Genomic DNA, 24,669 nt, shown 5'->3' on the forward strand with positions numbered 1-24,669 from the left:
GTCAATATGGCAAGTAATCTTCAAAAAAGTCTTAATTAAGATTCTGTTGTTGAACAGTCCTTTGATCTAGAACCATCGTTTGACTCTAAATGTACAATGGTCAGGCTAGTGGTAGTAGGCTATGTTTCGAAACAAACATCAAAAAGCAGGTGTCAATGCCCAGGCAGCCTTGAACCAGTCGTTGTCTAAACCTCTGCTATACGTACTGGCCCATGGTGAAGCTTCCGGTGATCCTGGCCAGATTAATCAAGCTGTTTTTAATGGACAAACAGATGTATCGATTGCCCGTGGGGAGCTTGAATTAAGAAAGGCGATCCAATCCTTGGCCTTTATCACTGAGACCAGTATTAATTCATTGCCGACACTAACCGCGTTGTCACTACCAGGGGCGGCCATTCCACTATTTTGGACAATTCATACGTTTCTTCAACATCAGTATGAGAAACCTGGTTTAGATAATCGTATTAATCGTCGTAATCACGATGCTCGACTGCTGTTTAAGCAGCTAGCCCAGCTGGATCTATCGCCCTGGTATGCACAATCGGTCATTCAGGTTGCGCCTGATAACTTACCTGCTGAGGTGCATTTTCCCCCTGAACATCCGATCCCAGGACAAATGTATCGACATTATCCCTACAACATTAAGGATAAGGGGCACCTTTACTACCCTGTAAACAACTATTTTTCAATGTTGTTTGAGGAACGAGAGCAAGAACTGATCACGCTATTAAGTGATTTAGGTGCCACTCAAATTATTATTGAGTCAGTGAGTGGTGATGAAGCGGTGGCGGATAAAGAGGGATATCGCAAGGTCTTTGAGTATGCCCCCCGTCCCCTCACGGCCCCCAATGCTATTAACGTCCAGGGATATCACTGGTTAGTCTATGAGCCGACATGGCAATCGGTGTTAAACGAACGTTTTCGGGGACTGACATCGATTGAGTTTACGTTTGATATGGATGTGATGGGGTTACTGAGAACCCAGATTCAATCTAGCGATCAGCTGATGTCTGAACTGGATTCGATGGTGCCACCTGCTGACTACAAGGAGGCCGTTTACCAACAGGTGATCAAAGTTCGCCGCGTACATGTGCAGTTTGGATGAAATCTTTCCATTTTATGGAAGAGACCCGTCTAATCGCCCTGTTTGGTTTGGCTGACAAGGTTCGAGAACAAGTGCGCCAAGCTGTTGATCGATTACAGCAAATGGGTCTGTAGGTCGTGATGATTGCAGGGGATGCTGAGGCTGTAGCCAAGACAGTCCCTGAGGATATCGCCAAGGAGAATAGTGCTCAGGTGTGAAACTTAATCCTAGTAAACTTCTGAGTTTTGGTCTGTTTGCCAAGTCATCCACAATGGGTATCCATTGCTATCTCGCAGTTCAATGGTGCGGTTGGCATGGTTGATGGCTGAGGCCGCAAAGGTTGTTTCTCCACCCCAGGCACCCCGAATGCCCGTCACTTCAATCGTGTCATCCGTGGTGATGTTGACCTCTTGGTTTTCTAAATACCAGGCTGGACCCAGGTGAACTCTAAAAGTCTCTTGGTCTGTTTCAACCTGTAGCCATATGCCTTGTCTTGAACCTACCTGCTCAATATTAGTCACGCGGCCACTGATTGTTTCCAACTTACTGGCATCATAGGCTCCGTTGTACATTGGGCAGGGGCCTACGCCACCCCAGTGCCTACCACCATGTCTATGCCCATGTCTATGGCCATGTCTCCAGCCATGACCTTGGCCTCGTTGTGCATGTCTGGGCACCACCCAATCAGACTGAGCATTTGAAGAGTCAAACATCGGTCTGTTTACCATTTGTGCTCTTAGGGGTGTGGCGATCAGAGCGAGATAAGTTAAACCAGCTCCAGCTAAGGCGGGAAGAGTAACGTAGGCAATGCGGCGTTTCATAATACGCTCTCCCTTAAGCTCTAATATTGCTTACGGTTCTAGTATAAAGCCTCTAGCTGACTAAAGGCTCCAGTGGTTGTTATAAAAATTAGCGGCTCACTTCGGTTCAGGATCTCAACTGAGCCAAATGCGTTCACCTCATTGCAATAATCTGACTTGAGAGGCTTCTGCCCGCTTTGTTCTACGTCGCATTCGCTTAACAGTTTCTGTTACATCGTCTACCAAGGAATAAACGACTGGCACAACCACAAGGGTCAAAATTGTGGACATCACTAGACCCCCTAAGATGACAGTGGCAATGGGAGAATAGGCATCCATACCGGTTTCTGGGAAAAAGGCCAGCCGGACAATCACAATCAGGGTGGTGACAGTGGTCATGATAATGGCTTTGAGGCGGATAGGTCCGGCCTGGCGGATTGCGATCGCACGTGGCACCCCCTCCTTCCGTTTGGCTAAAATCAGCTCCAACAACAAAATTGCCGCCGACAGTGAAATCCCCGAAAGAATCACAATTCCTAGAATCGATACGGTAGACAGGGTGTGATTAAACAGCAACAACGCACCAAATACCCCCACCAGCTGCAGTGGCACGGACAACATCATCACCAGGGGATGTATAAACGAGCCAAACTGAATCACCAAAATGATATAAAGCAGCACCAGCGACACCAGTAATCCTTTCAGCAACCGGGCAAATTCGATCATCATGTCGGTCATATCGCCCATGGAGTCGATGCCATAGCCCGGTGGAAAGCTCAGTTCTTGACCGGCCTGCATTGCGATCGCCATGGATAAATCCATAGACGCAGGTCCATTCTTGCGGTAATAGCCATTTACATACACCACCCGTTTACCATTCACCCGCTCAATCAATGTCGGACCCTGTTGCGGTTCGATCGTCGCCACCACGCTCAGCGGCACCTGTTGGCCTGTTGTTGTCGTGATGTAGGTATTTGACAGATCCTGCATCGTGCCGCGAGCATCTTCGTCGTACCGCACCAGAATGGAATTCTGTCGCAGGTTGGGACGATTGTAGTAGCGGCGCGTCATGCCGCCATTGAGAGCGTAGTACGCCTGCTGAGACACCGCCTGTACCGTTAACCCTAGCTCCTGGGCACGACGGCGATCAATATTGAGCCGATATTCGGGCTGGGAGAGGGCTGAGCTTGTAAACGGCATCATAATGTTGGGGTTGGCCTCTGCAATGTCTAAGACCCCCTGAGCCAGGCGATGCAGTGTCTCTAAGTCATCGCCATATACCGCCAGCTGAATGGGAGCCGCAGAGGTGGCCATCACATCCACGCCCATTTCTTTAATGGCAATGCGGCGGGTACCGGGAATCGTCCGTTTCGCTTCGGCTTCAATGCCGTCCATAATCTCCCAGATGTCGCGCTGACGTTCATCCAGGGGAGTAATGGTAACCGTCATTGATGCGGTATTCACACCGCCCATGCTGTAACCCGTAAAGTAGGTGCTGTTCCGCGTTAGCTCAAAGCCTATCTGGGAAGAGACTTTCTCCACCTCCGGCTGTTGCAAGATAATTTCCTCAAACCGACCTGCCGCCGCATTGGTGGCTGCAAACGAGGTACCTGCCTCCATTTCTAAGGTGGCGACAAACTGTCCCGAATCCCCCAGGGGCATCATCTCCTGGGGAATAAGACCGTACAGCATGATCGCCAGCACCACCGAAGCCCCAGCGATGGCCAGGGTAATCTCTCGGTTTCGCATACACAGGTCTAGCAGCCAGGCGTAGCCCCTTTCCAATCTGTTAAAGCCAAAACGAACAGGTGTCGTTAGCACCTGTAGCCAGGTTTGTCGCTTCGGTTTGTCGCTGTGGGGCTTGAGGGTAAAGGCTGCCACCAGAGGAATCAGCGTAATCGACACCAGCAACGAGGCCACAAAGGCAAACACCATCGGCCACACAATGCCCACAAACATCAGACCTGTGAGACCACCCGAGAGAATAGTGGGCACCAGGGCCGCAATCATCACACAGCTCGCCGCAGCACTGGCTAAAAAGACGTCTCCAGTCCCCTTAATCGCCGCTTGCACGGGCATCAACCCTGCCCGTAACTTTTGGTCAATGGAGTCGAGCACAATAATGGAGTCATCCACCAGCTTACCAATGGCCATCATCATGCCAATCAGCGTGGAGGAATTGAGGGACATGCCGATGGGGATAAACGGCAGGGTGGAAAGGGCCAGGCTGGTGGGAATGGAGATCATGATGATAGCCGTGGACCGAAAGTCTTCGAGAAAGACTAACATGACCAGCCCTGCTAACACGACGCTTACCAACAGCTCCTGGAACGTGCTGCTGACAATCAGGTTGACCAGGTAAGAGTTGTCATAGGCTTCCTGGAATTCGATGCCAGGATACTCGTTTTGGATAGCCTCCAGTTCCATCCTGACCCGCTTGATCACCTGGGGTGAGCTAGAGTCTGGCCGCTGAATCACATTGACCGCGAGGGCCGATTCTCCATTATAGCGGTAGCCGCTGCGGCGCTCTTCATAGGTGTCTTTGACCGTCGCCACATCCCGCACATACACCACCCGACCATTTTGTTCTAAAACGGGGTAATCCATCACCTCAGCTGCCCCCAGGGTTCGCTCGTCGGTGCGAACCAAAATTTCGCTATCTCCCTGGGTTAGGGTACCTGCACTCTGGCTAATGTTATTGGCATCAATGGCATCTCGCACTTGCACAATGGAAAGACCATAGGCTGTCAGCTTCTCGCGGTCTACAATGATCTGCAGTTGACGACGATAGCCTCCAAAGATGGACACGGCCTGCACATCTTCCACCTGTGTCAGGCGATCCACTAACGCATTGTCAGCAAATTCCCTCAGCTGCAGAGGATCCCAGTTCTCACCCTTGAGTGCTAACGTCAGCACGGGTCTGTTTAGCGGGTCAATGGGCAGCACCCAGTAAGATCTAAAGTTAATGCCATCAAATAACAGATCGCCTTCGGCTGCCGTCATGATGTTTTGCACTGACTGCACAGCCTTATCGACATTGCCTCCCCAGGCAAACTGAATGGTGACGATGGAATTGTCCTTTTGGGAACTAGACCGGATAAATCGCACCCCGTCCAGTACGCTGAGCCGCTGCTCGATAGGTTTGGTGATATAGGTTTCAATTTCCTCTGGAGATGCACCAGGAGCCATGGATACCACCGACACCAGCGGGCTTTCCACATAGGGCATCATCCGCACTGGCAAGAGAAATAGCGTCAGTAACGACAGCATAATCACCGTAATGTAAAGAGCGGTGACAACAACTGGATTTTTGATAGACCAGTGGGTGAGAAATTCTTTCATAGAAAGTGTTGGGAATGACTAGGGACGCTAAAAAACGAAGAGATTGCCCTAATTAGTGATCAAATACCGTTGGCTTCGGCTTCGCTCAGCCAACTCTTATTCGCTCAGCCAACTCTTACAGCCAGCGTCCCCTGAGCGGAGTCGAAGGGGACATTGACAAAGGCAGTTCATTTTCTGATGGCTGAATCCAGCTATTGTACTTCAAACATAAAGTAAGCTTTGCCCTCTTGCTCCCCTTCATTAACAGTGGTGTTAACGGCCCACATGCCCGCCATACCAAGGTAAGTCGTGACCTTATACTGACCCGGTTCAGCATCCGGTGAAACTTCCGCTTCAGTGGTCATATCCTCCATATCCTCCATGGGCATAAAGATCTCCACTTTCAGGTTTTCAGTGGTGACAGGTTCACCTGTGGCGGTATCTTTCACGGCAACCAGAAGTTCTGCATCTCCTATGGGTACCGCATCAGGGCTCACCAGGGTAATCTCTACATTACCTTCGCTGGTGGCTTCCATTCCCTCCATGGTGTCCATTGCCGCTTTATCATCAGTGACGGTTTCAGCAGTATCCGGTGCCTCTGATGTAGTGGCGTCAGGAGTGGATGCTCCTGCACAGCCAGTGACCAACGCGCTGACTGCAATTAGACTCAATAACAGGTTTTTCATGGTCTTATTGATTCGAATGGGGGTATGTGTAACTGAGAGAAGTGTGTGAGCAGCAAAACCTATTTCACTGGCACGGTGAGGCGGGCTTTGCCAGCCTGTTCGGCATCGGTCACGGTGGCTTCTATAATCCAGTCACCTCTCATGCCTAAATGGGTGTTAACTTTGAATTCTCCGGGGTTGTCTGTGGCCGCCAACTCCACTTTGGCCATCATCGGTGCCATGTTTTTCATGGGCATGGTGATGTCGAAGGCTATGTCATCGGTAGACACGGTTACCCGTTCTTCAGTCTCCGTATTATTTAAGACAAGGGTGAGTTCATTTTTTCCAGCTTTTACCGTGTCAGGACTTACCAGGGAGAGTTCTAATGCACTGCCTGTGGGACTTACAAAATCATCGGTGGGGTTACCCAGGGCATCAACAACGGTCACGGCTCCCCCTTCGATCAATCGACTGTTTCCCGAGGTAATGATCCGATCGCCGGGTTGCAGACCGTCGGTAATCTCGATGCGATCGCGACTCATCATCCCCGTTGTCACCCGTCGTCGCTGGGCGTTACTGCCATTCGCGACCCAGAGCGCCGCCTCACCGTTAAAGTCCACCACAGCTTTTTTCGGTACCGAGAGCGCCTCGGTGCGTCGCTGAGTGATAATCTCCATATCCACAAACTGCCCGGAGAGTAGTCGTCGCTCCGGGTTATCCACCACAGCTTCCACAGTAACTGTTCGGGTCTCTAAATCCGCTTGGGGAAAAATGCTGGTAATCTCCCCTTGAATAACGCCTGTATCCGTGCCCTGGATCTTCGCCAAAATTGGCGTTCCCACTCGGATTTGATTGGCATCCTGTTGAGCCACATTGGCCTGAAGTCTCACCTGCTGATAGTCGCCAATCTTGAAAATCCCCATTCCAGGCTGCACCACAACACCTGGATCGGCCATGCGGGCTTGCACAATGCCGCTAATCGGGGCTGTAATTTGGGTGTAGCCCTCAAATGCAGATGCCGTCTCTATCTGAGCACGGGCACGTTCTACCTGAGCCTGATCGCTGGCCACCTTGGATTGCAGACGTGTGAGTTTGGCCTTAGCGCCCTCTAACATGGCTTGTTTGGCATTTACCTGGGATGCCGCCAAATCATACTGAGATTGAGATGTGGCCCCTTCTGCCGTGAGGGTCTTAAAGCGATCTCGTTCGAGCATGAGATAGTCCAGATCCGCCTGAATTTGGACAATTTCCTGTTGTTGTTCTTCTAGCTCAAACTGGCTAGCGTCAGCCGCCGCAAGGAATGCCGTGGCCGACGCCTGGGCTTCACTCGTCTGGCTGACCCGCTCAAGGGCATCCAAGTTAGCCAACAGCTGCCCCGCATCGACCCAGTCACCGGGATAAATAGCATAGTTTGAGAGCTGACCCGCCACACGGGGATAAACAGTAACCTCTGTGTAAGGCAAAATTGCTCCGGTATAATTAACACTGACATCCAGCGGAGCCGCCTTTACTACCTCTACGGTAACTGGTGTTGGGTTGAAGGCTCCATCCACCCGCATCATCTCATCATGGGACATGCCCTCCATATCATGGCCGCCCATGTCGTGGTCTTCCATAGCAGACGAGGAGAGAATATGGGTGGCACCGACAATGCCTGTACTCAAAACAGCAAAAACGCCTAACCCCAGTAGGGCTTTACCCGATGACTTCCACCAGGGTTGGGGAGGTGCTACATGTTCAGGCTTGTAATCTTCTTCTGATATGGGTTCTTCAGTAGATTCAGGGGGATAATTCATTACACTGCGATGCGACTTCAGTGTGCGCAGTTCAGACTATATCGGTCAATTGTGAAATCAGAATGAAATGTTATCGATAAGTGCCAGCTAAACCACGTCTAGACCTGGAGTTTCCTCTACGACAAAATTCCAGGTCTGGATGTGGTCAAGGTCAACTCAGGCAAATTTGAATCTTCATCCTCATTGGCATTTTCCTCATACTCACCTACGGGAGCCCGGAGAACATAACCAATCCCTCGTACAGTCTTTATCAGGCGTGGTTCTCCAGTAGCTTCTAATTTGTTTCTGAGACTGCGCATACACACATACAACACATCTTAGAGACTAGTAAAATACTATGGGCTTCCATAACACACACCTTTTATATCAACGCGTTTCTCACGATAAATGTGTGCAATGAAATCATGATGAAATTGGCAGGGAAACTGTAAACGTGCTGCCTTTACCGAGCTGACTAGAGACTGTAATGGTGCCTCTATGGGCTTGGGCAATGGCGGTTGCGATCGCAAGCCCCAAACCCGAATTTCCCGTCTGTCGAGATCTGGCCGTATCCACCCGATAAAACCGATCAAAGATTTTTGCCTGATCGCCTGGCGCAATACCTACACCTGTGTCTGTCACTAAAATGAGTGCCTGCTGTTGTTGTTGCTGAAGCGTGAGAGTCACACGTCCGCCTTCTGGCGTGTAGGTTAGGGCGTTGTTGACTAGATTGAGTAACAACCGATAGAGATTTTCTTCATCACCTAAAATAGTGACTACAGAGTCGGTTTGCACAGCAATATCTAAGGTAATCTGCTTCTGCAAGGCAAATGCGGCCATCTCTTCGGCAATATCATGGATTAAATCCACCAAATTACAATAGGCCTGCTTAGTGGGATAGGACTGAATATCCAGCTTCGAGAGCAATAGTAAATTACTGACCAGGTTGGAAAGCCTCTGGTTTTGGCGATGAATTACCCCCAACGTATCTTGAGCTTCCGCTTCTGATAAATGGGGTAATCGCAAGACGGACTCTACAGTAGCCCGAATCGCGGCTAAGGGCGTACGTAATTCATGGGCGGCATCCGCCGTAAATTGTTGAATCTGGCTGTAGGAACGGTAAATGGGGCGCATGGCCAGAGTAGCTAGCCACCAACTGGCTGGAGCTACCAGAAACAACGCCACTAATAATCCTAGCAAAATTCTCCAGCGGACTGACGCCAGGTATTCGTCAAAATCTTGAAATGAGCGTCCCACGACTAAATAGGCCCAACTTTCTGATTCAACAGCCGTTAGACTTACAGTTGGAGAGACATTAGGAAAGAGTTCTAAGGCAACTTGGTGGTAGTGTTGATCATTAGCATCCCATACGGTTTGCCAGGTTGCTGTCGGCACGGCAACGGGTATGCCTTGAGGTCGATCTCCAGCTGTTGCTAACAGTTTACCTGTCGGGCTGATGATGCGAATGTAATAGCTTTGAAGATAGGGACTACCGGGTGTTTGTTGCGTAGGTTCCAGGCAATGCTGGTCAGCAAGACATAAATCAGGGAGTAGTTGGGGCGGTAGCTGTTCCAGCTGTTGCTCATCGGCAAGAGTCACTTTCAAGGCATTCTTAAGCGCATCGGCAACAGATTTAATTTCCCGATCAATCGTGACTTCATGGGCATGGGCAATGGCACGATACATCCCAAACCCTAATAATGTCAGAATTACCCCCATAACACCGGCATACCAAGCTGCTAATTGGAGGCGTGATCGTCGGAATAGTTGATTTTGGGGTTTACTCGCTCGGCGGCGGGGTAAATCGATATCCCATGCCATATACAGTTTCAATCGTGTGGTCATACGGTCCCAGCTTACGCCGTAGCAAACGCATTTGAGCAGCCACCACATTACTGCTGGGTTCAGCGCCGATTTCCCATAGCTGAGTCAACACCTGATCGCGGGTGAGAATTTGATTGGGATGCTCCATAAAGTACTGCAACAGTTGAAACTCTTTTTGGGTGAGTTCAATTTGTTGTTCGGCGGATGTTCTTGGATGCAGAAAGGCGAGTCTGCGATCGTAATCTAGCAACAATGGTCCATGCTGTAGCTGGGCTGTCTGAAACGCCGAAGGTCTGCGCCGCAGCGCTCGCAGCCTTGCTAATAGCTCCGCCATACTAAAGGGTTTAACTAAATAATCGTCAGCCCCAGCATCCAGGCCCGTAATCCGATCTTCGACACGGTCCTTAGCAGTTAGCATCAGCACCGGTAAACTGTAGCAGTGCTGACGTAACCATGCACATAGCTCAATACCGGAATGTCCCGGCACCATCCAGTCAAAGACACCTAATGTATAGAGGGAAATATCGTGCTCTAAATAGGTGAGTGCATCGTTGCCAGACTGCACCCAGTCCACCACATACGCTTCTTGGCTAAGGGTACGTTTAATCGCCTTACCAAGATCCGGTTCATCTTCAACGAGCAGAATGCGCATCAATCAACATTAGATAACCAGAGAGTATTTTCGAAACTAACTTAAGAATATGAAATGGCAATGAAATGTATAGGTTCCAGCCAGGGACTATCTGTTTGACATAACTCCTGCACCCTTGACCCTACAGTTCACTATAGAGTTTATCGTAGGCGTATCAAATAGCCTGGAACCGCTACGAACCTTAATTTCAGGATCAATTACCATGACGACAACCGTTTCTAACATATCCATAGCACAGTCTATAGCCCAGCCCGTGCGCCTCTACCGCATGGTCACCCCAGAACACTCATGCCCCTGGGGACAGCGAGCGGTTACTTTATTGCAGCAGGAAAAGATTGATTTTGAAGACATTCATCTAACGTCTGCTGAATCTGTAGCCGACTTTAAGGCGCAGCATGCAGTCCCTACCACACCGCAAATCTTCTTTGGAGACAAACGCATTGGTGGGTATACCGACTTGGCCAATTATTTTAAGATAGAAGCCGAAACGGCTGATTATTCCTACACGCCCGTCATTGCCCTCTTTTCCACCGCAGGACTAATGGCCCTGGCCACTTCTCTAGGGCTGAGCGGCTTTATGGGCATTTCTCTCAGTATGCTGGCTTCTCTGAAGCTGATGGATTTAGACGCCTTTACCGAAAGCTTTGCTAAGTACGATCTCATTACTCAGCGATTGAAACCCTATGCCAGGGTGTATCCCTTTGCTGAATTAGCCATTGGGTTAGGCTTCCTCTCGGGTATTGCTCCCTTAGCCACAGGTATTGGCTCTCTAGCGGTGGGTCTCAGCGGTGTCGCCTCGGTAGTAAAAGCCGTGTATATCGATAAATTGGCCCTCAACTGTGCCTGTGTCGGGGGCAATTCTAAAGCACCCTTGGGAATTGTTAGCTTTGCTGAAAATGCCATTATGACCTTCATGGGAGCTGCCTTGATCGTATCAGCTGCCCGCAATGTCGAAGCTAATGTGCCAGAACCCACACCCCGTTCCGCCGTTGTGCAACTTCAAGAGGGTGTCTAGCCACAATTTCATTTCTATTTCATGATTGCCGACTACCTTAGTGCCAGACTGGGACTATCCAGGCTATCCAGGCCAGAAAATCTGCCCAGCTTTAGCGTTTACACGTAAACGACCATGATCAATCGCATTAAAAGACTTGGGAGCATAGGACTGATCACCATAGGATTGATCGTCACTGGCTGTAGCCTAGCCCAGGGACCCGCTCCTATTTCTCAAGCAGCCTTAGCTAGCGAAATTAACGTATTTCGAAGTCCTACCTGTGGTTGTTGTGGTTTGTGGATCGAACATATGCGTGACGCGGGCTTTGAGGTGAATGATCAAATTACAGAGGACATGGCGGCGATTAAAGAGCAGTACGGTGTACCTGAAAACCTCAAGTCATGCCATACCACTGTTGTGGACGGTTATATTGTTGAAGGCCATATCCCCGCAGAAGATGTCGCTCAACTACTCACAGAAAAACCGGATATTGCCGGTATTGCTGTACCGGGGATGCCCATTGGTTCTCCTGGCATGGAATCAGGAAATTATGTTGAGCCTTACACTGTATTTTCGTTTGAGAAAGACGGTTTAATTGCCACTTTTGCTGAGCACTCATAGTTGTTGCTAAAGCCAGGCAGCTATAACAAGATAAATATGGATTTTCTATTGGCTTAGGTGAAGCTTTATTAGGTCTGATTCTAGTAGGCCCCTTTTTGCTAATGTCTTTGAAAAAGAGACTTTAGAGAAGTGATTATGCTTATTAAGCAAGCTCGACTACGCCAGATACATAGAAGATTAGTGCCTTTTATGACCATCCCTTTGCTACTCACGCTGATAACTGGCATGTTTTTCCAATTTGCTGTGGTTATTGGTCGCACCGATGAATTTCTATGGCTGCTAGAGTTACATCGAGGCAAATTCGGCAGCATCAATCTAGAGCTGATCTATCCAATCCTAAATGCAATAGGTTTACTGACGTTGGTCATTACAGGATTGATGATGTGGCTTCAAACTAATACACGTAAGCAGCGCAGAGTATAGGAAAGAACTTGAATTAAAATTCATCTGGTAGCTACATTAACAAGGGAGGCCGAGACTTGAGCAATGTCCGATAGCAACACTCTCTCAAGACACAGAATTTTTGCTACGAGGTTCTTTGGGGTGTTCAATTCCCACCTGATCAGCGATTGTAAGTGTTTCTTCTAGACGTTCTTCTATAGTTATACCAAATCCGAATTTATTAAACCCGATTAAAAATAGACCATCCTGTAGGGGCACTCCCTTGTGGATGCCCTGCGATACCGGGTGCTATCAGGCAGGATTTCGTATTACTTGATCTGTCTTGCGCTGACGCTTGGCCATAGGAGAATCCCTGGCAATAGATGGGGCACCTGAAAGTTATAAAAACTCAAGAGCTATCTCTAACCAATACAAAAACTACCAGCACCTGATCGCTATGGACCGATGCTGGCATAAAACTTTATTTTCAGGTAAACAACTTTATTGTCGTTATACAAGTGTTTAACTCATACTCAATGCTTATTCAACCGTGACTGACTTGGCTAAGTTGCGGGGCTGATCCACATCCAGGCCTCGTCGTGCTGCAATGTGATAAGACAACAACTGTAAAGGTAGCACCGTCAACATGGGTGAGAGCAGTTCATCTACCGTCGGCACAGGCAATAAAGTATCGAAGGTGTGCTCAGCCTCAGGGTCATTGGCTGGGGCAACACCAATTAGCTGGGCGTCGCGGGCTTTAGCTTCTTGAGCGTTGGAAAGAACTTTATCGTAGACAGTGCCAGGGACTGCGATCGCAACCACCGGTACCTTCGCATCCAACAGCGCAATCGGACCATGCTTCATTTCACCCGCTGGATATCCCTCCGCATGGATATAGCTGATTTCCTTCAGCTTCAGCGCCCCTTCCAACGCAATAGGATAGTTAACACCACGGCCAATAAAGATAAAGTCTTGAGTTTCCGTAAAGCTATGGGCCAGCTCTTCGGTATAGCCCTCCTGCTTTTCAATCACATGCTCCATCTGGGTGGGCAGTTGACGCATCGCCTCAATAATTTCCGCCAGCTCCTGGCCAGATAGAGTCTTCCGCTGATAACCCAATTCCAACGCCAGGAAGTAAAACGCCATCAACTGCGCCACAAAGGTTTTAGTCGCCGCCACCCCAATTTCAATGCCCGCATGGGTCGCCACAACATTGGGCACCAGACGTCCCAGTGAACTTTCTGGGCGGTTCGTGATCCCTAACATGCGTGGGGCAAAGGCCGCATCACCTTTTTCAACCCGTCGAGTTTGTTCCATATCCAACGCCGCTAGCGTATCTGCCGTTTCGCCAGACTGGGTCACACCAATGGTCAGGGCATTAGCAATCAGTGGCGTGGGGGAATAACGAAATTCTGAAGCATAGTGCACCACGGTTGGAATGCCCGCTAACCGTTCCAGCAAATGCTTACCAACTAAACTAGCGTGCCAGCTAGTACCACAGGCCAAGATTTGTACCTGATCTAATCCTGCTAGCAAACTTGCATCCAGCCCCAAATTCACCGGAGACGTGTCACTTTCAGGGGTCCAATCACTGGCTAAATACGTTTCTAGACTGGTACGCACCACCCCCGGCTGTTCATGGATTTCCTTCAGCATAAAGTGCTTGAAACCCTGCTTTTCCACCATGGTGGGGCTAATGCTGAGGGTGATAGGGTGCTTTTTCAGACGTCGCCCGGTGAAGTCATAAATAGCCGCCCCCAACGGCGTGAGCATCGCCAACTCGCCATTATCTAAAGGCAGCACTGCACGGGTGTGGGGCACAATTGCTGGCGTATCGGATGCACAGAAAAACTCACCCTGGCCAAAACCAATGGCCAGCGGAGCCTGTTGCCGCACCACAATTAGCTCGTCGGAGAAATCGGCACTCACCACAGCCAGGGCAAAGGCTCCATCCAGGTCATTCACCGCTTGGCGTACAGCCTCTAGCAAGTCGGATTCGTGAGCTAGCGGCCCCTCCACACCCTTAGCAAGGTAGTCGGCAATCAAATGGGGAATCACTTCGGTATCGGTTTCAGACTGGAACTCATACCCTTTAGCAATCAGCGCTTCCCGCAGTTCCCGGTAGTTTTCAACAATGCCATTTTGCACCACTGCTATGCGACCACTGCCATCCGTGTGAGGATGGGCATTATGCTCTTCGGGCTTGCCGTGGGTGGCCCAGCGGGTATGGCCAATGCCTAAACGAGCCGGGTCCTCCAAACCGTCTAGTTTGTCCTGTAAGTTCTGGAGTTTACCCTTAGCCCGCACTCGGTTGAGTTGACCTTCGCTAATAGTTGCAACACCGGCTGAATCATAGCCGCGATACTCCAGCTTACGTAAGCCTTCAATCAAAATATTGCTAGCGGCCCGAGTGCCTATATAACCGACAATTCCGCACATATGATGTCTCCTTTAGCTGTGAATCCAACGCTTATAATCTGCTGGTTTAGCATTGACCAATAATGAATGCTGCTGGGTTACTGGACTATCTAAACCCAAATCCAATTTTCCGCCAACGGTAATACGATTTTGGCTGCCATCTGTCCAGGTACTTGTTGTTCTCAATACGGTTGCGAATCAAGAATTAACGAAGATTATTTGAAGATTAGACGACTTAGCCCTCTAGAGTTAAATTTTGGTAATGAACGTGCAGATCTGCTGCTGCCATGGCATGGACAGTGGCCATATGGGTGCTTCAGCCTCTATTCCCCTTTGTGATGAAGCTAAATTTAGGAGCGAGGTTCCTGATCAACATTGCAGACTTTGAACATATCTTCCCTTGGGGTCATGGCGTAAAATAGCAAAAATCCCATCGTGACACAGACTTTATGGTTGCCACCTTACCCTCCAAAAATGCAAAGAAATTGGAAGCCCGCCTGCGGGGGTTAGTGGGTAAAGCTATTCATGATTACACCATGATCGAAGCCGGTGACAAGGTCATGGTGTGTCTGTCCGGAGGTAAAGACTCCTATACGATGCTGTCTCTGTTAATGTCGTTGCAGCGTAGTGCTCCAGTCAAGTTTGACTTGTTAGCCGTCAACCTTGATCAAAAGCAGCCCGATTTCCCAGAGCACATACTACCTGAGTATTTAAAATCTGTCGGCGTGCCTTATCGCATCGTGGAGGAAGACACCTACAGCACGGTGACCCGCATTATTCCTGAAGGCAAGACCATGTGTGGTCTATGTTCTCGTCTGCGGCGCGGAATTCTCTATCGGGTTGCCACTGAAGAAGGTGCAACAAAAATTGCCCTGGGCCATCACCGCGATGACATTGTCGAGACGTTGTTCTTAAACATGTTTCATGGTGGACGTATCAAGGCGATGCCGCCTAAGCTCCGTACAGATGATGGCAAGCACATTGTTATTCGCCCTCTGACCTATTGCCCAGAAAACGACATCGCGCGTTATGCACGCTATCGAGAATTTCCTATCATTCCTTGCAATCTCTGCGGCTCCCAAGAGAATCTTCAGCGCGCCAACATTAAACAGATGTTACAGCAATGGGAAACAGAATTTCCGGGGCGTACTGACAGCTTATTCCGCAGTATTCAAAATGTTTCTCCATCACAGCTGGCTGACAGCGAATTGTTTGACTTCAAGGGGTTGACTACGGAGAAAAATTAGCTGTTGCGAATAGAGGCACGGCATCTAACTGGCAGCATGAGCTTAGGAAATAAAATCAATTAGCTGCCAAATTTTGGGTGTACAGACGTTCCATGGAACGTCTCTTCAACCTTTACTTTTGGAATTTATTGATGGCTTGCTCCTTGCCTCCGTATTTTTTAGATTAAAGTCTGTCGAGGATCAACAACGCCCACAATTGAAGGACTGCCCTAAAAAAGAGCAGTCCTCTATCCATCAGCATTTTAAATTTTTAACCTTGGCGTACTCCTAGGAGGCCACAGTAGTTTTTTCAGCAGATGATGCCTCAAAGCTCTTTTCCAGCTTCATCACCTGCTTAGCCTTCTCCGACAGAGCGTTCTTATTCAACCAGTAGGTCAGCAGACCATCAATCGAGAACAAGCCTGCTCCGTTGACCGTAAAAAACAAGAAAATAGCCGCATAAATGGCCGATAGCTCTAAATAAGGCAGACTAAGGCCAGCCACTTTAATGTGGTGATACATGGCTACACACATGGTGCCCAAAAGACCAAAAGCCGCAGGTCTTGTGAGCAAACCAAAGGCAACCAGTGGAGCACCAATCAACTCAGTGTAGGCCGCCACATAGCTAAGAAAAATAGGGAATGGCAATCCTAAATACTCTACGTAAGCAGCCGCAAAACTCTCAATGTTGGCCAGCTTGTCAAAGCCGTTATGCACCATCATGATGCCGACTACAACCCTGACTATAGCGAAGGTAGTCTGGGCACCTAAATTTAACTTGACGTTGGGCCTGAATAAAGAAACGAGCAAAGAATTGAATGCCATGGTTATAGGGTGCGTGTCAAACTGCGTTTTTCATATATTAAAAATTGTAACCAGTTAATTAAGAAACGTAAATGTAACTTATTGAAGATTTCACCCATGGATGGTCTGAACCTTTAAAAATAAAGGCTTAGGCATTTATGGGTGTCATTAATGGCTGGTTGGTATGTGCCCATAGCTATAACGCCTCCAAGCGATTACACAGATTTCACAAGTATCCGATGCAGTATTTCAAGAAAGGTGGCGGGCTGTTCCCAGGGGACTCGATGCCCTGCTTGCTCAATGCTGATGTGGCGGAGGCTAGGTACTTGATGAGCTAACTCCACACCGATTTGGTGATAACGCTTATCCTCACTGCCTGTGATGTAGGTAATGGGGATGGAGAGCTCAGCCAGGTGCGATCGCATATCATCCATCTGCCCTTTGGAATACACTTCAAAGGCCCGCGCAATTTTTGACCGGTCAAAGTCTGCTTCCAGACGAGGTGTCGCACATGGCCGATTACAAAAAACCGGCAGCCGGTCCCATTCGGTCAATAGCTTTTCCCAGGGTTCCGAGAGAAATCGATTGGCCCAGGTGCGATCGCGCCTTAAACATTGTTCTTTCTGTTGAAGACTGACTATGCCTGGATCAGCACTAACAATAACAGCCGCAGACCAAAGGGCGGGCCTAGCGATTAATGCATGCCAGGCTAGCCGCCCACCCAGAGAATATCCCAACAGATATTGTTGAGTCTCTGGCTGGTCAGTTGCTATTGCTTGAACTTTTTTACAGAAAGCATGCGCCCAAGCCCAACAGTCATCATCCAGGGTATCCCATAGATTAACCAGATGTATCTTCAGCTCTGGCATCCTAGACTGTAATCCCTGAGTGATCTCACTCCACACCTCAGGTTGTTGCAAGTTACCGTGGAGACACCATAGAGTCTTCATTAGAGTCTTCCTTTTGCCAAAGGGCTTTAGCGTGTACTGTTGGCACCCATTGCGATCGCACATGCCTCAAAGGCTGCTGTTGCCTCTACAGTTTGCTCACTGTTAAAGAATGCTTCAGCAATCCGGGGTGCAAAGGTGAATGTATTCAAGCCTTGGGTTGCTAAATAGGCAATATCGTCTATATCACGAATACTGGCCGTTAAGATGCGCGTTGAACTTTCTACGCCATCAAGCGCCTGTTGCATTTGAGCCAGTGTCTCTCGTCCATTACGGCCTGAATCATTGATTCGTCCTAGATAAGGAGCTGCGTACTCTGCACCTAGGGCAGCAGCAACCAGAATCTGTGGCACTTCATACACAGCCGTCATGGTTACTCGAATGCCGTCGGCAATCAAGGCGGCCGCCGCCGCTGTCCCTAGGTGTGTAATGGGAACTTTCACCACCACACGCTGATCAATCTTAGCTAAAGCCTGCCCTGTAGTGATTAAAGCCTGTTTGTTATCACCCCAGGTTTGCAGCTGAACTTCCTTAGCTCCTAGGCTAAACGCTTTTGCAGCTAACTGAGTTAATGAGTCAACAGTACAGGCAACCTGTGCCCGTTCTAACAACAGCGGGTTAGACGTGACCCCATAAAAGATACCTATGGGTAGCCAGGTTTCCCAGACAGCAGTGTCAGCCGTATCTAGATACAGACGCAAATTCACAGTAGAGCTCCAGTAACTGCACCGAGTATTTCATAAGAGAGGGAGAATCGGGAGTAGAAACTAGAGAGATTTTTAGGAATTCAGCACATTAATTTCTCGCAGCATCTCCAGATGTTGTTTAACAGGAGCTAAAGTATTGGCTAACACCATACCGCTGGCAGCCACGGCAGGTAAGCCAATGCCTGGAAATGTCGAATCACCGCAGCACCAAAGTTGCTGGATTGGTGTGCGTGGACCAGGGAAAACACCTTGCCCAGCACGAATGGCAGGACCATAGGATCCGTGGTGGCGACGGAGAAAACGTCCGTGGGTTAGGGGGGTGCCCACCAGGGTAACGGCACATCGAGAGCGAATATCAGGAATAATACGTTCCAGCGCTTGCCACATGACCTCAGCTCGCTGCTGTTTTAACTGGGCATACTCAGCACTCTTGCGATCGCAACCAGCCCATACCCCATAGGGTTCATTGCCAGGCGTGTATACGTGAATCGTGTGCTTGCCATCTGGCGCTAAGTTTGGATCTAGCACTGACGGAATAGAAATTAGTACTAGATTTTGGGGTGCATCTATCCCCTGACTCCAGTCATTAACAACAATGTAGTGACAGGCCAACTGATCCAGGCCAGTGGCGTCAATCCCCAGATGTAGATGCATAAAGCTGTCGCACTCAGGGGTGGCCTGGCGCTTTTGCTCAAACCGCTTATACTTTGCAGGTAGTGCCGGTAACAACTTGAGAGTGTCCCAAACCGATGCATTAGAAATGACTGCCTTTGTAGCTTGAATCTCCTGTCCATTACGCAAACGCACCCCAATCGCCTGATCCCCCTCTAACAAGATCTCTTCAACGTGGGCATTTAACCTGATGTCACCACCATACTTTTTTAGCCCACGCTCTAGGGCAGCCACTACAGCAGCGCTGCCACCTTGGGGATAGTCAAGCTGCACACCGGGGCGATACCAATCAGCAAACATAAAGGCCACTGCCGCTGCTATGGTCCCCGTAGCGGGTAATCCAGAAAGCAGGAAGCACAGCATATCTAACCAATGACGGGCAAAGTCATCATGCACTATGCCATCCATAATGCGGCTGAAGGGGCCAGTGAGTTTAGCTACATGCACGCCTTGTTGGAGCAACGACGGTAGAAAATGCCTAACGGTCTGAAAAGCTCCCAGGTCAAATCGCATCGCGGCAGGTGGTAAAGCAATGGCGGCAGTCCCTAAGGGCCGCATGACCTGTTGTAAATGCCGCCACTCGCGCACCGCCTGTTCTCCTCGTAGCTGTTGTAGAACATCACAAAACTGATCTGAACCCACCGTGGTGTCAAAGTCACCTTCTGGCAAACAGCATCCCCAAGTATCATAATTAAGCCAATTTGCATCTTCGCCAATGGCATCTAGCACCTGTCTTAATGGATTGGGAGACGGGCTATGGGATAGGCCTGAGTACAGAGACGGACCAGAATCAAATAAAAAGCCACCTCGCTCAAACCCATGGGCTGCACCACCCGTGATGCTGTGGCTTTCGCACACGATGACATCGTAGCCATAGCGCCCTAATAACGCTGCACAGCAGAGGCCACCAATGCCACTGCCAATCACAACAATTTGCGTCCGCTCCATGCAATCATCGTCTCCACTAATTAGGCATCACAACTCCCCAAGCTTTAACTTTATTGGCGTACAGATGTTGCATGCAACGTCTCTGCAAAATTATTTTTGATTACTGGGCAACACCACAGCTACTACCACCCGCGGGTACTAATGCCACCGCATGGGGTACCGTCCGTGACTCAAACCCGATCAGAGATTCTCCTTGGTACACCAGGGAAGTGCTCGCACCGGAATCTAGCATGACTGCATGATGGAAACCTGCTTGCATCAGCAATTCACCTAGACCTACCGAATCAATTTGAGCGTGGGTGGCACCGACAACAGGTTGTCCTTCCATGTTTATGCCCCAAAATGCCCGGAATCGATGCTCCTCATAGGCAAACAGATTCTTGAATGTAGCTGCAGATTGGGGCTCTTGTTCCCGCACCAACCAACCTGCACCAACAAACGCATCGGTTACGTCCGGCATCTCCTCTTGAATGCCTGTTAATGTGTTGTGCTGTGCTGGGTCAAAAGGAAGAAACTTGGCTTCCTGAGGGCTCATTAAAACTAAGGGACGACCTTTGAGCTTGTAAATATCACCTTCATCTCCAGGAATAAATTCCCCTGTGTTTTGACTGAGCACCGGCCCAATCATAGTGTTAGAGTCCAGGAATTCTAGAGAGAAGAAAGTACCATCCACAGCAGCAATCGCATCGGAGTCAGCAACAATGTCAGCCAGAGGGTAACGGCTATCAGCATGGATGGTTGTAGGTTGACCACCGCTAATCAAGGTCATCGGGATCTCATCGATCTCGATCTCCAATCGTTGAATAGGAGATTTGAAGTTTGGGGTAGGTTTAAAGCCTGACAACGGAGGACCACCCCACGCTGACTCAATAACTTCATAAAAACGAGATTCACCAAATCGCTCAATGGTCAAAAGATTTTCTGACTCTCCTGCAAATCGACCTGAATCATTACGCATAATCAGTGCAGCCTGATAGCCTGCTGCTTCGGCAGCCTCTACAACACGCTCATCATGTTTGCCTTCTGGATAGGTAAAGTAATGAATTGGGATGCCGAGTTTTGTCTCTAAGCGTTCCTTAGATGTCTCTAATTCATAGCGTAAGTCTTCATCTGACAGTTCTCGCAGATCCCGTGGATGCGTCACGCTGTGAGAGATAACAGTGACTAATGGGTCTTGGGCCATCTCTTCCACTTGTTCCCAGTCAAGGGTGGAGCGTCCCACAATCTTGCCGTCAACTTTGTCTGTAAAGATAGAGAGGGCTACCGGATAGTTGTAATACTTAGCTAACTTGTAAACATAGTCGTAATGACCTACATACCCATCATCAAAGGTCAAAACAACAGGTTTTTCAGGCAGAGGCACCCCGGTTCTAAGGTGATTAACCAACTGATCGAGACTAATGGGTGTTAGATTTTGAGCACGAATTGCTCGAAAATCTTCGTTTAAGCGTCCAGGGGTAATGTCGAAGAAAACTTCTTTTTCAGGGAGTACATCGTGATACATAATCACAGGTACTTTGGATAATTGGGCACGGTCATGAAGCTGTGGCCAGCGTGCAGATTCGATCTGTGCGGTCAGACTAGCCACCCATTGCGAAATTTGGCTCTGACTGTCTTGATTTACCTGAGTGCCTAGAGCTGACAATGTGTGCCCAAGACTCTCGGTAGAATCCGCAGATTGCGGAGCGGGCAAACAATAATAGTCAGTAGCTGAGAATGTCTGTGACGGTGTTGTTTCAAGAACATCATCGGCCAAGTCTTCATCAACCCAGGTATTGAAAACAATGGGAGCAATGGCAGGGGAGGGCAAACTCGCCTTTACTCGCTCAATGCCATCCAGCAGCTCTTGATTAAAGGCAATGGAAGAATCAGCCGTTGTATGGGTATCTACTTCACTAGCACCGTATAAAAAGCCACCACTACAAATAACAAGCAGGGTCGCTATAAGTGCAGACCTGCCTCGAAATAGGTGTCGAAACCGTGCTTGTGACTGGCCTTGGGACGAAACATCTAAATCACAAGCCTCCATGCAAGGAATCCTTAACGCTAACTTTAATAATAACGGAGCAAGATTACTGCACTCAGGATAAGATAACTTCAGCAGAAGATTAAGAAAAAATAAAAATCTGCGCATAACAAAGCCACCCCAACTAGCAGAGCAGCATTGCTGGAGTGGCCTTAGTATAGGTGCTTTTAAATGAACCGGTTCGGTATTGAACTTCAGAGGGTCCTAAACTCTGAAGACTGAAGTCAGTTTATCTAAGGAGTCGTACGAATTCAGCTATTTAGTAATAAAACGCCAATGTCTCTTGCAAAACTTCAAAAATAGGAGCTTAGTTGTTTACCAAGGCAATTGACTGCCATCCCATGAGAAAAATGAGCCGTTATCGTCTAGGGTGACGTTACCTAAGACATTCATGAGGAGTCCTACGGTTTTTTGGACTGGGAACAGTTTATCGGGAGGCACCCCCCGTTGAAACGGCTCTGACAGCCGTGTATCCGTAGTACCAGGATGAAGCAGCACAATCGCTGTTTGCTGGCTCCGGCGACTGTATTCAATGGCAGCTGTTTTGAGGAGCATGTTCAAAGCCGCTTTAGAGGCTCGATAGCCATACCAGCCACCAAGGCGATTATCTTCAATGCTGCCGATTTTGGCAGAGATGGTGGCAAAAACATTGGGCTGTTTGTGATTGAGCAATGATAGTAGATGTTTTGCCAGTAGGGCTGCCCCAATGCTGTTGACCTGGAAATAGCGCATCAGATGATCTGGCTGTAGCTGTCGTAGGGCTTTTTCTGGCGCGATCGCACCATCATGCAAAAAGCCCACGCAGTTAACCACAAAATGCAACTCAGGGGTCATCGTTTTAATCTGAGCTATCCCGCTTTCAATCGCCGCTTCATCGGTTAGGTCCATGGCGATGCAATGCAGCCTGTCATGGGTTTGGGCAAGTTCCAGAAGTTCTGACGCAGCAGTCTTAGTCCGGTAGGTGGCAAACACCTGATCAAACCGCTGATCCTTCAGCAGGTGTTTGACAAAGCCAAGGCCGATGCCCCGGTTGCCACCGACAATCAAGGCCTGACCTGACCGTATGCTCGCAAAAATAGAGGGTGAACTTATTAAAGGGTGATCGGTCATGACATGGGGATGGGGTGTGATCGAGCATTAGCGTAAGATAGCGCAGGCAGTTTGCACAGGCGAAGCAGCATGAATGAATTAGCAGCTCCTGATATGAAGGAGCCGACCCCCTTTGCAATGCCCTCAGGTTTTATGGCAGGCGTTGATCCGACGGCAGCCCCTGCCGGTTTGGGTTGGTGGTTTGGGTTTAATGGCTCTCAGATGCTGGTGACCATTAAGGTGGAGGGCACGCAGGAAACCATCGGGATTCCTCAGGTGGAAACGTTAGAAGACTTAGGGGTTAGGGTGGTGCGATCGCAATACCTGGGCACCTTGGTCAACTCACCCTGCTACGGAGCAGAACTACCCTCAGATTTAGAGCTACCGGCAGGGCTCGACCTGAGACCATTGCGAAACCTATATGGTCTATTAGGCGATCCATTCTTTGCCTTGGCAGGACGCGCCACCCAGTTAGTGGAATGGGATCGCACCCACCAGTACTGTGGCTGCTGCGCTACGCCCATGGAGCAGTCAAAACATGAACGAGTCAAGTGCTGCCCCCAGTGTGGCTTCAGGCAATATCCCCGGTTATCGCCTGCGGTCATCATGCTGGTATCTCGCGGATCTGAAGTCCTACTAGCCCGTGCCCCCCGGTTTCGGGAGGGCATGTACAGTGTGCTGGCCGGATTTGTTGAGCCGGGAGAATCCTTAGAAGAAACCGTAGCGCGTGAAGTGCGAGAAGAAGTGGGGGTTGAGATCAAAGATATTCGCTATTTTGGTTCTCAGCCCTGGCCTTTCCCCAATTCACTTATGATTGGATTTACAGCCCGCTATGCCAGCGGTGACATTGTTGTCGATCCAAATGAAATTGAAACAGCAGGGTGGTTTACCAAAGACTCCCTGCCCCCTGTGCCTGGCAAGCTCAGTATTGCTAGACAACTCATTGATTGGTTTATCGCGGCAGGGGATTAGAGGGTAGGGAGTAAGGGGGTATCTTGCAAACCCATTCTCTAATCCCTTGCCAACCATTGCTTACGATTCCCCCATGAACACCCCGAGCCACGTCATCCTTAACCTTGCACTGCTGGGCCATCGATCGCGATCGCACCTCAACCCCTCCATTTTTTGGGGAGCGCTGGTGCCAGATCTAGCCATGTTTGGCTTTTATGGATGGGCCAAACTGATAGCCCAGATGGATGAAGCCACCATTTGGCGTGAGGCCTACTATGAGCCGTTCTGGCAAACAATTTTTGATGTGGGCAATTCGATTCCGCTGGCGCTGTTAGTCATTGCCCTCGCCCTCTGGGTGGGAAGACGTTATCCAGTCTGGCAGCCCTTGAGCCTCGGAGTTATTTTTCTAGCCGCTAGCGTCATTTTGCACTGCCTGGGCGATTTACCTGTGCACGTAGACGATGGTCATCGGCATTTTTGGCCCTTCAGCAATTTTCGATATGAAAGTTCAATTTCCTATTGGGACCCTGATCACCATGGGGGCATCGTGGCCCTGGTGGAATTTCTTTTGGTGATGGTGGCTAGCATACGGGTTTGGCAACTATTGCAATCACGCTGGGTTAAAGGCCTGTTGCTAGTTAGCAACGGATTAATGTGGGTGATTTATGCCGGGTTTTATCTGTAATCCAAGTCATCCCACTTCAATCCACCGGTGTCATGGCTCCGTAGAGTTTGATAGAACAACTCAATCGGTGTCATGGCTC

At 49.2% G+C, this 24,669-nt stretch carries 21 protein-coding genes and 1 pseudogene; 7 read left to right on the forward strand and 15 right to left on the reverse strand.

The window, feature by feature from the left end; translation table 11 throughout:
- Positions 1-121: 121 nt before the first annotated feature.
- Positions 122-1,105 carry a hypothetical protein gene (locus QGP82_RS15605; protein ID WP_499060129.1) on the forward strand — a complete coding sequence of 328 codons (984 nt, stop codon included), beginning with the start codon at positions 122-124 and terminating at the stop codon, positions 1,103-1,105.
- A gap of 206 nt (positions 1,106-1,311) precedes the next feature.
- On the opposite strand, the gene QGP82_RS15610 is transcribed toward QGP82_RS15605, so the two are convergent.
- From QGP82_RS15610 to rppA, 7 genes and pseudogenes are all read right to left on the reverse strand, one after another.
- Complete coding sequence (locus QGP82_RS15610; RefSeq protein ID WP_499060131.1) at positions 1,312-1,905, reverse strand: MamS/MamX family magnetosome protein; 594 nt, start codon at positions 1,903-1,905, stop codon at positions 1,312-1,314.
- 138 nt (positions 1,906-2,043) lie between these two features.
- Positions 2,044-5,226, reverse strand: coding sequence for an efflux RND transporter permease subunit (locus QGP82_RS15615; RefSeq protein WP_499060133.1), 3,183 nt, complete (start codon positions 5,224-5,226; stop codon positions 2,044-2,046).
- 191 nt (positions 5,227-5,417) lie between these two features.
- A complete protein-coding gene (locus QGP82_RS15620) occupies positions 5,418-5,891 on the reverse strand; it encodes a FixH family protein (RefSeq protein ID WP_499060136.1) in 474 nt (157 codons plus the stop codon).
- A gap of 59 nt (positions 5,892-5,950) precedes the next feature.
- The gene (locus QGP82_RS15625; protein WP_163668431.1) at positions 5,951-7,666 is read right to left on the reverse strand and encodes an efflux RND transporter periplasmic adaptor subunit; all 1,716 of its coding nucleotides are present in this window, start codon (positions 7,664-7,666) and stop codon (positions 5,951-5,953) included.
- Positions 7,667-7,881: 215 nt separating this feature from the next.
- Positions 7,882-7,980, reverse strand: a pseudogene (locus QGP82_RS15630) (helix-turn-helix domain-containing protein); the annotation flags it as partial.
- 88 nt (positions 7,981-8,068) lie between these two features.
- Positions 8,069-9,490, reverse strand: coding sequence for a two-component system sensor histidine kinase RppB (gene rppB / locus QGP82_RS15635; protein WP_499060138.1), 1,422 nt, complete (start codon positions 9,488-9,490; stop codon positions 8,069-8,071).
- Positions 9,426-10,121: a two-component system response regulator RppA gene (rppA, locus tag QGP82_RS15640; protein WP_499060140.1), complete on the reverse strand. Its 696-nt coding sequence runs from the start codon at positions 10,119-10,121 to the stop codon at positions 9,426-9,428. The genes rppB and rppA overlap by 65 nt, the downstream gene beginning before the upstream one ends.
- Positions 10,122-10,323: 202 nt before the next feature.
- Here rppA and QGP82_RS15645 point away from each other — a divergent pair, with 202 nt between their 5' ends.
- From QGP82_RS15645 to QGP82_RS15655, 3 genes are all read left to right on the forward strand, one after another.
- A complete protein-coding gene (locus QGP82_RS15645; RefSeq protein WP_499060141.1) occupies positions 10,324-11,136 on the forward strand; it encodes a glutaredoxin in 813 nt (270 codons plus the stop codon).
- Between the two features lie 114 nt (positions 11,137-11,250).
- Positions 11,251-11,736: a DUF411 domain-containing protein gene (locus QGP82_RS15650; RefSeq protein ID WP_163668422.1), complete on the forward strand. Its 486-nt coding sequence runs from the start codon at positions 11,251-11,253 to the stop codon at positions 11,734-11,736.
- Between the two features lie 135 nt (positions 11,737-11,871).
- Positions 11,872-12,159: a PepSY domain-containing protein gene (locus QGP82_RS15655; RefSeq protein ID WP_163663859.1), complete on the forward strand. Its 288-nt coding sequence runs from the start codon at positions 11,872-11,874 to the stop codon at positions 12,157-12,159.
- Between the two features lie 498 nt (positions 12,160-12,657).
- Here QGP82_RS15655 and glmS read toward each other — a convergent pair whose 3' ends face one another.
- Together glmS and QGP82_RS15665 are read right to left on the reverse strand one after the other, a co-directional pair.
- Positions 12,658-14,556 (reverse strand): glutamine--fructose-6-phosphate transaminase (isomerizing), encoded by a 1,899-nt coding sequence (gene glmS, locus QGP82_RS15660; protein ID WP_499060144.1) that lies wholly within the window; start codon positions 14,554-14,556, stop codon positions 12,658-12,660.
- A 12-nt stretch (positions 14,557-14,568) separates the two neighbouring features.
- Complete coding sequence (locus QGP82_RS15665) at positions 14,569-14,721, reverse strand: hypothetical protein (RefSeq protein WP_499060146.1); 153 nt, start codon at positions 14,719-14,721, stop codon at positions 14,569-14,571.
- A 263-nt stretch (positions 14,722-14,984) separates the two neighbouring features.
- Between QGP82_RS15665 and ttcA the strand changes: the two genes are divergently transcribed.
- Complete coding sequence (gene ttcA / locus QGP82_RS15670; RefSeq protein WP_163663855.1) at positions 14,985-15,782, forward strand: tRNA 2-thiocytidine(32) synthetase TtcA; 798 nt, start codon at positions 14,985-14,987, stop codon at positions 15,780-15,782.
- A gap of 267 nt (positions 15,783-16,049) precedes the next feature.
- Here the strand turns inward: ttcA and QGP82_RS15675 are convergent, their stop codons facing one another.
- The 6 genes from QGP82_RS15675 to QGP82_RS15700 all read right to left on the reverse strand — a co-directional run bounded on the left by QGP82_RS15675 (position 16,050) and on the right by QGP82_RS15700 (position 22,975).
- The gene (locus tag QGP82_RS15675) at positions 16,050-16,586 is read right to left on the reverse strand and encodes a DoxX family protein (RefSeq protein ID WP_163663853.1); all 537 of its coding nucleotides are present in this window, start codon (positions 16,584-16,586) and stop codon (positions 16,050-16,052) included.
- A gap of 194 nt (positions 16,587-16,780) precedes the next feature.
- Complete coding sequence (locus tag QGP82_RS15680; protein ID WP_499060149.1) at positions 16,781-17,515, reverse strand: alpha/beta fold hydrolase; 735 nt, start codon at positions 17,513-17,515, stop codon at positions 16,781-16,783.
- A gap of 26 nt (positions 17,516-17,541) precedes the next feature.
- On the reverse strand, positions 17,542-18,219 hold the full coding sequence (locus QGP82_RS15685; RefSeq protein WP_499060151.1) for a transaldolase family protein: 678 nt from the start codon (positions 18,217-18,219) through the stop codon (positions 17,542-17,544).
- 72 nt (positions 18,220-18,291) lie between these two features.
- Positions 18,292-19,839, reverse strand: a complete 1,548-nt coding sequence (locus QGP82_RS15690; protein ID WP_499060153.1) for a phytoene desaturase family protein — start codon at positions 19,837-19,839, stop codon at positions 18,292-18,294.
- 100 nt (positions 19,840-19,939) lie between these two features.
- Positions 19,940-21,868, reverse strand: a complete 1,929-nt coding sequence (locus QGP82_RS15695; protein ID WP_499060155.1) for a polysaccharide deacetylase family protein — start codon at positions 21,866-21,868, stop codon at positions 19,940-19,942.
- Between the two features lie 312 nt (positions 21,869-22,180).
- The gene (locus tag QGP82_RS15700; RefSeq protein ID WP_499060157.1) at positions 22,181-22,975 is read right to left on the reverse strand and encodes an SDR family NAD(P)-dependent oxidoreductase; all 795 of its coding nucleotides are present in this window, start codon (positions 22,973-22,975) and stop codon (positions 22,181-22,183) included.
- Between the two features lie 69 nt (positions 22,976-23,044).
- Between QGP82_RS15700 and nudC the strand changes: the two genes are divergently transcribed.
- A complete protein-coding gene (gene nudC / locus QGP82_RS15705; protein WP_499060159.1) occupies positions 23,045-23,926 on the forward strand; it encodes an NAD(+) diphosphatase in 882 nt (293 codons plus the stop codon).
- 73 nt (positions 23,927-23,999) lie between these two features.
- Positions 24,000-24,590, forward strand: coding sequence for a metal-dependent hydrolase (locus QGP82_RS15710; protein ID WP_499060161.1), 591 nt, complete (start codon positions 24,000-24,002; stop codon positions 24,588-24,590).
- The last annotated feature ends 79 nt before the right edge of the window (positions 24,591-24,669 follow it).

Origin of the sequence: Leptothoe sp. LEGE 181152, assembly GCF_032906605.1 — a bacterium.
Taxonomy (GTDB): domain Bacteria; phylum Cyanobacteriota; class Cyanobacteriia; order Phormidesmidales; family Phormidesmidaceae; genus Leptothoe; species Leptothoe turfae.

Coding starts and splice junctions, on each gene's coding strand:
- QGP82_RS15675 (WP_163663853.1), bottom strand. CDS start 16,586: ATGGCATTCAATTCTTTGCTCGTTTCTTTATTCAGGCCCAACGTCAAG.
- QGP82_RS15625 (WP_163668431.1), bottom strand. CDS start 7,666: ATGAATTATCCCCCTGAATCTACTGAAGAACCCATATCAGAAGAAGAT.
- QGP82_RS15605 (WP_499060129.1), top strand. CDS start 122: ATGTTTCGAAACAAACATCAAAAAGCAGGTGTCAATGCCCAGGCAGCC.
- glmS (WP_499060144.1), bottom strand. CDS start 14,556: ATGTGCGGAATTGTCGGTTATATAGGCACTCGGGCCGCTAGCAATATT.
- QGP82_RS15700 (WP_499060157.1), bottom strand. CDS start 22,975: ATGACCGATCACCCTTTAATAAGTTCACCCTCTATTTTTGCGAGCATA.
- QGP82_RS15620 (WP_499060136.1), bottom strand. CDS start 5,891: ATGAAAAACCTGTTATTGAGTCTAATTGCAGTCAGCGCGTTGGTCACT.
- QGP82_RS15690 (WP_499060153.1), bottom strand. CDS start 19,839: ATGGAGCGGACGCAAATTGTTGTGATTGGCAGTGGCATTGGTGGCCTC.
- QGP82_RS15710 (WP_499060161.1), top strand. CDS start 24,000: ATGAACACCCCGAGCCACGTCATCCTTAACCTTGCACTGCTGGGCCAT.
- QGP82_RS15655 (WP_163663859.1), top strand. CDS start 11,872: ATGCTTATTAAGCAAGCTCGACTACGCCAGATACATAGAAGATTAGTG.
- QGP82_RS15650 (WP_163668422.1), top strand. CDS start 11,251: ATGATCAATCGCATTAAAAGACTTGGGAGCATAGGACTGATCACCATA.
- rppB (WP_499060138.1), bottom strand. CDS start 9,490: ATGACCACACGATTGAAACTGTATATGGCATGGGATATCGATTTACCC.
- ttcA (WP_163663855.1), top strand. CDS start 14,985: ATGGTTGCCACCTTACCCTCCAAAAATGCAAAGAAATTGGAAGCCCGC.
- rppA (WP_499060140.1), bottom strand. CDS start 10,121: ATGCGCATTCTGCTCGTTGAAGATGAACCGGATCTTGGTAAGGCGATT.
- QGP82_RS15615 (WP_499060133.1), bottom strand. CDS start 5,226: ATGAAAGAATTTCTCACCCACTGGTCTATCAAAAATCCAGTTGTTGTC.
- QGP82_RS15680 (WP_499060149.1), bottom strand. CDS start 17,515: ATGAAGACTCTATGGTGTCTCCACGGTAACTTGCAACAACCTGAGGTG.
- nudC (WP_499060159.1), top strand. CDS start 23,045: ATGAATGAATTAGCAGCTCCTGATATGAAGGAGCCGACCCCCTTTGCA.
- QGP82_RS15610 (WP_499060131.1), bottom strand. CDS start 1,905: ATGAAACGCCGCATTGCCTACGTTACTCTTCCCGCCTTAGCTGGAGCT.
- QGP82_RS15645 (WP_499060141.1), top strand. CDS start 10,324: ATGACGACAACCGTTTCTAACATATCCATAGCACAGTCTATAGCCCAG.
- QGP82_RS15695 (WP_499060155.1), bottom strand. CDS start 21,868: ATGGAGGCTTGTGATTTAGATGTTTCGTCCCAAGGCCAGTCACAAGCA.